At 55.8% G+C, this 7750-nt stretch carries 3 protein-coding genes and 1 pseudogene; 1 reads left to right on the top strand and 3 read right to left on the bottom strand.

Annotated elements, in window-relative coordinates:
* Positions 1-26 precede the first annotated feature (26 nt).
* From fhuA to hrpB, 3 genes are all read right to left on the bottom strand, one after another.
* Entirely contained in the window at positions 27-2276 is a 2250-nt protein-coding gene (fhuA, locus tag FDW87_RS08210; RefSeq protein WP_137379621.1) for a ferrichrome porin FhuA, read from the bottom strand.
* Between the two features lie 232 nt (positions 2277-2508).
* Positions 2509-5049: a bifunctional glycosyl transferase/transpeptidase gene (gene mrcB / locus FDW87_RS08205; protein ID WP_016151745.1), complete on the bottom strand. Its 2541-nt coding sequence runs from the start codon at positions 5047-5049 to the stop codon at positions 2509-2511.
* A gap of 135 nt (positions 5050-5184) precedes the next feature.
* Complete coding sequence (gene hrpB, locus FDW87_RS08200) at positions 5185-7614, bottom strand: ATP-dependent helicase HrpB (RefSeq protein ID WP_170975101.1); 2430 nt, start codon at positions 7612-7614, stop codon at positions 5185-5187.
* 73 nt (positions 7615-7687) lie between these two features.
* Between hrpB and FDW87_RS22110 the strand changes: the two are divergent.
* Positions 7688-7750, top strand: a pseudogene (locus FDW87_RS22110) (RNA 2',3'-cyclic phosphodiesterase); the annotation flags it as partial.

Here is a 7750-nt window from a genome sequence, read left to right as displayed (position 1 = left end):
GCACGCAAAGCGTGCCCAAAAAGAAATTAGAAACGGAAGGTTGCGGTTGCAACGACCTGACGTTCTGCGCCCCAGAAGCAGCCATAGGTATTGAAGCAGCTGGCGACGTACTCACGGTCAAACAGGTTGTTCACATGCAGCGCCACGTTGGAACCCGCCATGCCGACGCGCGCCAGATCGTAACGTACTAACGCATCCACCAGCGTATAGCTTCCCACTTTGAAGGAGTTTGCCGGATCGCCATAGCTGGAGCCAGTATAACGAACACCCGTACCCAACGTCAGCCCGGAAAGCGCGCCGTCATAAAGGGTGTAATCCCCCCACAGTGATGCCATATGTTTTGGCACCTGAGCAGGCGTGTTACCTTTGTAGTTGGTGTCAGTGGTGTATTCCGCATCGGTATAGGTATAAGAACCGACCACGTTAACGCTGGCTGACAGCGCCGCTTTCGCTTCAATTTCCACACCACGTGAGCGAATTTCACCGCCTTCAACTGACCAGAATGATCCGTTCGGGTCGGCCATCAGGTTGTTGGTTTTGGTCAACTGGTAAACAGCACCGGTGATCACGATCGGACGATCGCTCGGCACATACTTCACGCCCGCTTCGTACTGCTTACCTTTAGATGGAGTAAAGATATTACCGCTTTCCCCGACCTGAGAACTAGGTTCAAACGATTCGCTGTAGCTGAAATACGGAGTCACACCGTTGTCGAACAGGTAGTTAACACCGCCACGCCAGGTGAACTGTCTGTCATCACGGGAATCCAGCACGCCAGAAACACGGTTCAGTGAGTCCTGCTTAGCCCAGTCGTAACGACCACCCAGAGTGACCAGCACCTTATCCCACTGCATCTGATCCTGAGCGTACAGGCCCGTTTGTTCCTGTTTATTCAGAACACGGTAGGGAGCACCCGGTCCAGTATGTGCCCCAAAATCAAAGTCGCTGCGATCAAGGTTATAAATATCTGAAGGCGCTACCGAACCAGCCCAACCAAACCAGGAGTTGATATCGTTACGCATCCGCATATAGTCAACGCCGGTCAGCAATGTGTGATCCAGGGAACCTGTGGCGAATTTGCTCTGCAACTGGGTATCAACAGCGAAGTTCTGCAATTTTTCATTATCGTCAACATACTGACGAGTCAGCGTGTGAGCCCACTCGGACTGAGGAACGCTGGCGCAAGGACTGTTAACCGGATCCTTTGTATAGAGCGGATCAGAGCACATACCGTAGCCATACACGCTGTTCTGCGAAACCTTGTTTTGCGCGTAACGCAGGTTCTGACGCACGGTAAAGGTGTCGTTAAATTCGTGGTCGAAGCTGTAGCCCACCATCTTCTCGTTACGAGAGTAGGTATTGTTGTTCGCACCTTCGTTGAAATCGGTAGGCAGACGCTTGCCGTTCGGCAGCTCAGTCACCGTCCCCTCTTTCGGCAACCAGCCGTAATAGCCAGTTTCCGGCTCGTTCTGGAAGTAGGAGAGGAAGGTGAAGTTCGTTTTATCATCCGGACGCCATGTGAAAGATGGCGCGATGGCGTAGCGTTGTTCTTCCGCGCCCTGCTGCTGCGCATTCGCGGAACGCGCCAGGCCGGTCAGGCGGTATGAGTACACACCATCGTCATCCAGCGCATCGCTGAAGTCAAAACCGGTCTGGAACAGGCTGTCAGTGCCCATCTTGAACTGAATTTCTTTTAATGGCTCTGTGGTCGGGCGTTTGCTGACCATGTTCAACAAGCCGCCAGGGTTACTCTTTCCGTAAAGAACGGAAACCGGACCGCGCATCACTTCAGCGCGTTCCAGCATATACGGGTCGATTACCGCATCGTTGTAGAAGTTACCCTGCATCTTCAGGCCATTCAGATAGTTATTCTGACTTTGGCCGTCGGCGGCAAATCCGCGAATAATCAGGTAGTCATAGGTGTTAGACGCGCCGCGGGTACCTACGGCTACGCCAGGCGTGTAGCTGAGCGCCTCTTTAACTGATTTCGGCTGATGCAACGCCATCTCTTCGGCGGTGACCACTGAAATAGACTGAGGAACTTTTTGAATCGGGGTGTCGGTTTTGGTCGCCGTAGCAGACTGTCGTGCGGCGATGGTTGCCGCTGGCCCCCATGCGCTTTCTTGTGCGGCAGGTGCAGCAGTTACGGTGATGGTTTCTTCTTTCGGGTCAACCGCCGCCTGTGCATAGACAGACATGCCGCTAACCGCTGTGGCTACCACTACTGCGATTTTACGCAGCGATGAACTTGGCTGAGCAGTTTTAAGACGCGCCATTGGTATTTCTCTGATGAAAGTGAATGATAACGTAAACGAGAATTATTATTATAACGGCAGCATAATATTCGAAACTCTGGCGAGATAGCAAGCAATACGCGTCCCTACTAAAACTGAGGGGTTAAGAAATAACCAGATGAAAAGAAAGGGTTAATAAATTAGGCTGGAATGTTATTCGGCCCTGAGAATGGACCAAAGAAGAAAAACCCGCCGAAGCGGGTTTTGAGCAATATCAGTTACTGCCGAACATATCCTTTATCCAGCCAGCGACACCGTCGCTATCTTTCTTCTCCTGCTGCGCCGGTTGTTGCTGCTGCTGTTGAGGCTGCTGCTGCGGCGTTGACTGATCGAACGGATTCCCGGTCGGCTGTTGCATCATTTCACCTTGCTGACACAGCGAATCAGGATCGGTAGTCCATACCGGAAGCGTACGCATCCCCCCGCTACAAACGAAGTTACCGTCGTAGTCCACGCCCATATCCACCACATCTTCCGGCGGCGTCAGCACCAACGGTGTTGGCGTCTGGTTGGCAAGATAACGCTGATAAATCGACATCGCACCGCTGGCACCGTACAGCTTGGTTGGCTGGTTGTTATCACGGCCCACCCAGGTGATGGTTACCTGGCTGCCGTCGATCCCGGCAAACCAGGTATCCACGTTGTTGTTAGTGGTCCCGGTTTTCCCTGCCAGATGAAGCCCAGGATATTTCGCGCCAAGCTGACGCCCCGTACCACGCTGAACCACCTGCTGCATGGTCCACAGCGTCATATACGCCGCCTGCGCCGGAACGGCACGCTCGGCCTGCGGGAAGCTCTGATACAGCACCGTACCATCTTCGGCAATCACCGAACGCAGCGCCGACAGCGGCGCACGGTTCCCGCCGCTGGCGATAGTCTGGAACGCCTGCGCCACTTCGATCGGCGTCAGGTTCAACGCCCCCAGCAGCATGGCTGGAACCGGGTTAAGCTGATCTTTCGGCGCGCCCAGCTTCAGCCAGGTATCGGTGACGGCAGGCAGGCCCAGCGCCATCCCCAGATTTACCGTTGGCACGTTCATTGAGCGCGTTAACGCATCCACCAGCATCACTTTTCCGCTTTCGCTATAGCGACGGTCATCGTTCTGCGGCGACCACACCTGCCCGTTAGGCTGACGCAGCGCAATCGGGGCATCGGCAATCCAGGTATTCAGACGATACAGCTTCGGCTGGCTGAGCGCGGTCAGATAGGTCGCTGGTTTAGCCAAAGAACCAATCGAACGACGTGCCTGCATCGCACGGTTATAACCAGCGAACTGCGGTTCTGCCCCCCCGACCATGGCACGCACTTCGCCGCTGAAGCGGTCGACCACCACAATCGCGGTTTCCAGATCGCTCAGCTTACGTTGTTTCTTCAGCACCGGAATACCTTCCACCGCCGCTTTTTCTGCAGCATCCTGCGCCACGGAATCAAAGGTGGTGAAAATCTTCACGCCGGAGAGATCTTTAACTTTATCGCCCAGCTTAGCCTGTAGCTCCTGGCGCACCATCTGCATAAAGGCGGGCTGCGGTGAGATCACCCCACCACGCGGCTGTACGCCTAACGGACGCGCGCTCAGCATGTCATACAGATCCTGGTCGATAATCTGCTGCTGTTGTAGTAAACGCAGCACCAGGTTACGACGCTCCAGTGCCAGCTTCGGGTTACGCCACGGGTTATAGATTGACGCTCCTTTAACCATCCCTACCAGCAGCGCCTGCTGGTCGAGGCTCAGCTCTTCCACCGGACGGCCAAAGTAGTAAAGGCTCGCCAGCGGGAAGCCGCGGATCTCATTGTCACCGCTTTGACCGAGATAGACTTCGTTCATGTACAGCTCAAGAATGCGGTCTTTGCTGTAACGCGCATCCATGATCAGCGCCATATAGGCTTCGTTGGCTTTACGCCAATAGGAACGTTCGCTGGACAGGAACAGGTTTTTCACCAGTTGCTGGGTCAGCGTACTGGCCCCTTGTACCGTGCGCCCCGCCGTCAGGTTCGCCAGCACCGCACGGCCAATGGAATAGAGGCTGATACCGTCATGCTCATAGAAGTGACGATCTTCGGTCGCTAGCAGCGTGTCCACCAGCAGATCCGGGAATCCACTGCGCGGGACAAACAGGCGCTGCTCACCGTTAGGCGAAGAGAGCATGGTAATCAGCCGCGGATCGAGACGGAAGAAACCGAACTGGCGGTTGTTATCCATATTCTCGATGGTATCCAGATGGTCGCCATCAAAGGTCAGACGCGCGCGCACCTGCCCTTCTTTACTGTCCGGAAAATCAAACGGACGACGGATCATCTCGATGCTTTTCGCCTGCACGGTGAATTCGCCAGGGCGCGTCATCTTCGTCACCTGACGATACTGCGTAGCCTCCAGCAGTTTCACCATCTCGTTCTTGCCGATCGGCATTTCTGGCTCAAGGTTAACCATACGGCCATATACTGCCGCAGGAAGCTGCCAGACTTTACCATCTATACGGCTGCGAATTTTTTGGTCCAGATAAACGCCGTAAATGGCGATCAGCACCAAAAAAACAATCGACAGTTTTACCAGCAGCCAGAACCAGCCGCGTTTACCACGAGGCTTACGCCCTTTGCCTTTACCCTTACGCGGCATCGGTTCTTCATCCTCATAGTCATCATCATCATAATCGTCGTCATACTCTTCATCTCTGAGTTGACGACGGCTCACCTTTTGTTTCACCGGACGCGAGGGTTTCCCTTTACGTCCAATTGGCTCGCGGTCATTCCCCGCCATGCTTTTTCTCCGCAACATTCAGGCGCAAGGGCCCGATTTTCTGTTCTTCCGTCAGTTAACAGAAGAAGAAATCTCTCAATTTACTGCCGTGTTTATACCGGATGACGGCTTCGCTTTATCCGGCCTACAGTTTCATTACGAATACTTCTTTGTTCGCCGCGTTGGCGCGGTATTCGCCGGATCGTCCGGCCAGACATGTTTGGGATAGCGCCCTTTCATCTCTTTTTGCACCTCACGGTACGATCCCTGCCAGAACGCGCTCAAATCGCTCGTTACCTGCAACGGTCGTTGGGCCGGAGACAGCAGTTCCAGCACCAGCGGCACGCGCCCCTCGGCGATGGTTGGGGTCTTCGCTTCACCAAACATTTCCTGCATCCGAACCGCCAATACCGGAGGGTTATCCTCATGATAGCGAATGGCAATCCGGCTTCCCGTCGGCACAGTGTAATGCGCTGGCAGTTCACTATCCAGACGTTGCAGCATTGACCAATCCAGCAAACCGCGCAACGCCTGACCCACATTTAGCGCTTTTAACGCACGTAACGAGTGCACACCGCTCATGTGCGGCAGCAGCCAGCTCTCCAGCGTCGCCAGCAGAGAATCCTCATCTACCGCAGGCCAGTTATAGTCTGGCAACCAGTTTGCCGCACATTGCAGACGCAGGCGAAACTGCTCAGCTTCCGGCGTCCAGTTGAGCACACTTAGCCCTTTATCGCGAATGCCGTTCAACATCGCCAGATGCAACTCCTCTTCCGAGGGTTTGGCCAGCGCCTGTACTTTTACCGTTAGCTGGCCAATGCGCGACCGACGCAATGCTTTTAACGTTCCCTGAGTTTCATCCCATTCGATGGTGTCAGATTGTTGTAGCAGTTCAGGGCATGCCTGTATCAGTACCTCAATATCCAGCGGCAGAGCCAGCAGAATACGCGCATCCGGCGAAGCGCTGCCCTGCAGTAACAGCGGCGCAATCAGCCATTCATGGCGTCCGGAGGCGTCATCGGCATCCAGCATTGCCCCCATGCCATTCGCCAGTTGATAGCGCCCTTCCTGCCCGCGCCGACGCGCGATCCGATCGGCAAACGCCTGCGCCAGTAATGAGGGGAGCAGCGCACTGTCCGGCTGTCCGCTGCGAACGTTAAGCCGTTTCAGTAATTGTTGGCTGCGCTGCTGCCAGGCGGGCTGATTTCGTGAAAACGCTACAGCCAGATCGGTACTGCCACCGCGCGGCGGCTCTTCCAGAATCGCAGCCAGTTTTACCGCCGTTGCCGCTTCATTGTCATTGTTGGCGCTAACCAACATAGCCGCTAAACGGGGGTCGTTACCCAACGTCGCCATTTTCTGCCCCGTGGCGCTGAGCCTGTCACCCTCAAGCGCCCCCAGCATCTGCAGCAGCCGTTTTGCCGCCTGCAGGTTGATGGCGGGCGGGGTATCCAGCCAGTTCAGTTGCTCAGGGTCGGTGCATCCCCATTGCAGCAACTCCATCAGCAGTCCGGACAGGTCGCTCTGTAAAATCTCCGGTTCTCCCTGTGCCGCCGCTCTTTCCGCCTGCTCTTTGGCAAGCAAATGGAGGCAGATACCGGGTTCCAGACGGCCCGCGCGTCCCGCTCGCTGGGTCATCGAGGCCTGGCTTATGCGTTGGGTAATCAGTCGCGTTAAACCGGTACGCGCATCATAGCGCGCCACGCGCTCCTGGGCGCAGTCCACCACCAGCCGGATGCCTTCGATCGTTAAGCTGGTTTCGGCAATATTGGTCGCCAGCACCACTTTGCGCTTGCCTTGCGGCGCGGGCAAAATCGCCTGACGCTGTTCGGCAAGCGTCAGCGCGCCGTACAGTGGGCACAACAACACATCGCTGCCCACACGCGTTGCCAGTTGCTCCTGCACGCGCTGGATTTCCCCTACACCCGGTAAAAACAGCAGCAGCGACCCGCTTTCATGGCGCAGGAGTTCTGCCGTCGCTATCGCTACCGCTTCAGCAAAACGCAGATGCGCCGCCAACGGCTGATATCGTCGATCAACGGGAAAAGCGCGGCCTTCAGAAACGATCGTCGGCGCATCAGGCAACATCTGCTGCAAACGCCCGTTGTCCAAAGTGGCAGACATGATCAACAGTTTCAGATCGTCACGCAGCCCTTGCTGCACATCCAGCAACAGCGCCAGCGCCAGGTCGGCCTGCAAACTCCGCTCGTGAAATTCGTCGAGGATGATCAGCCCAACGCCCGTCAATTCGGGGTCGCGCTGGATCATGCGCGTCAGAACCCCCTCCGTCACCACCTCAAGGCGGGTCTGCGGCCCTACGCAGCTTTGCGCACGCATGCGATACCCCACGGTCTCGCCAGGCTTTTCATTCAGCAATTCCGCCAACCGCTGCGCCACATTGCGTGCTGCCAGACGCCGCGGCTCCAGCAAAATAATCCGTCCCTTGATACCGCGATGTTCAAGGAGTCGCAACGGCAGCCAGGTTGATTTCCCGGCACCGGTCGGCGCCGTCAGCAAAACCTGCGACGAGGCATCAAGGGCGGTAAGTAGTTCAGGCACTACGGCGGCAACGGGCAACGACGTCACAAATGACTCCAGAGGGTTAACATTCTTCGCGCTGCATTGTAGCATCGCGTTAATTCATAACCGAGTATCCATCATGTCTGAGCCAAAAAGGCTGTTCTTTGCGATTGAATTGCCTGGCGAGGTTCGGGAGCAGTTA

Origin of the sequence: Citrobacter sp. wls826 (assembly GCF_005281245.1) — a bacterium.
Classification (GTDB): Bacteria; Pseudomonadota; Gammaproteobacteria; order Enterobacterales; family Enterobacteriaceae; genus Citrobacter; species Citrobacter braakii.
The sequence above is the reverse complement of the archived record's forward strand: the minus strand, read 5'-3'. Positions and strand labels throughout refer to the sequence as shown.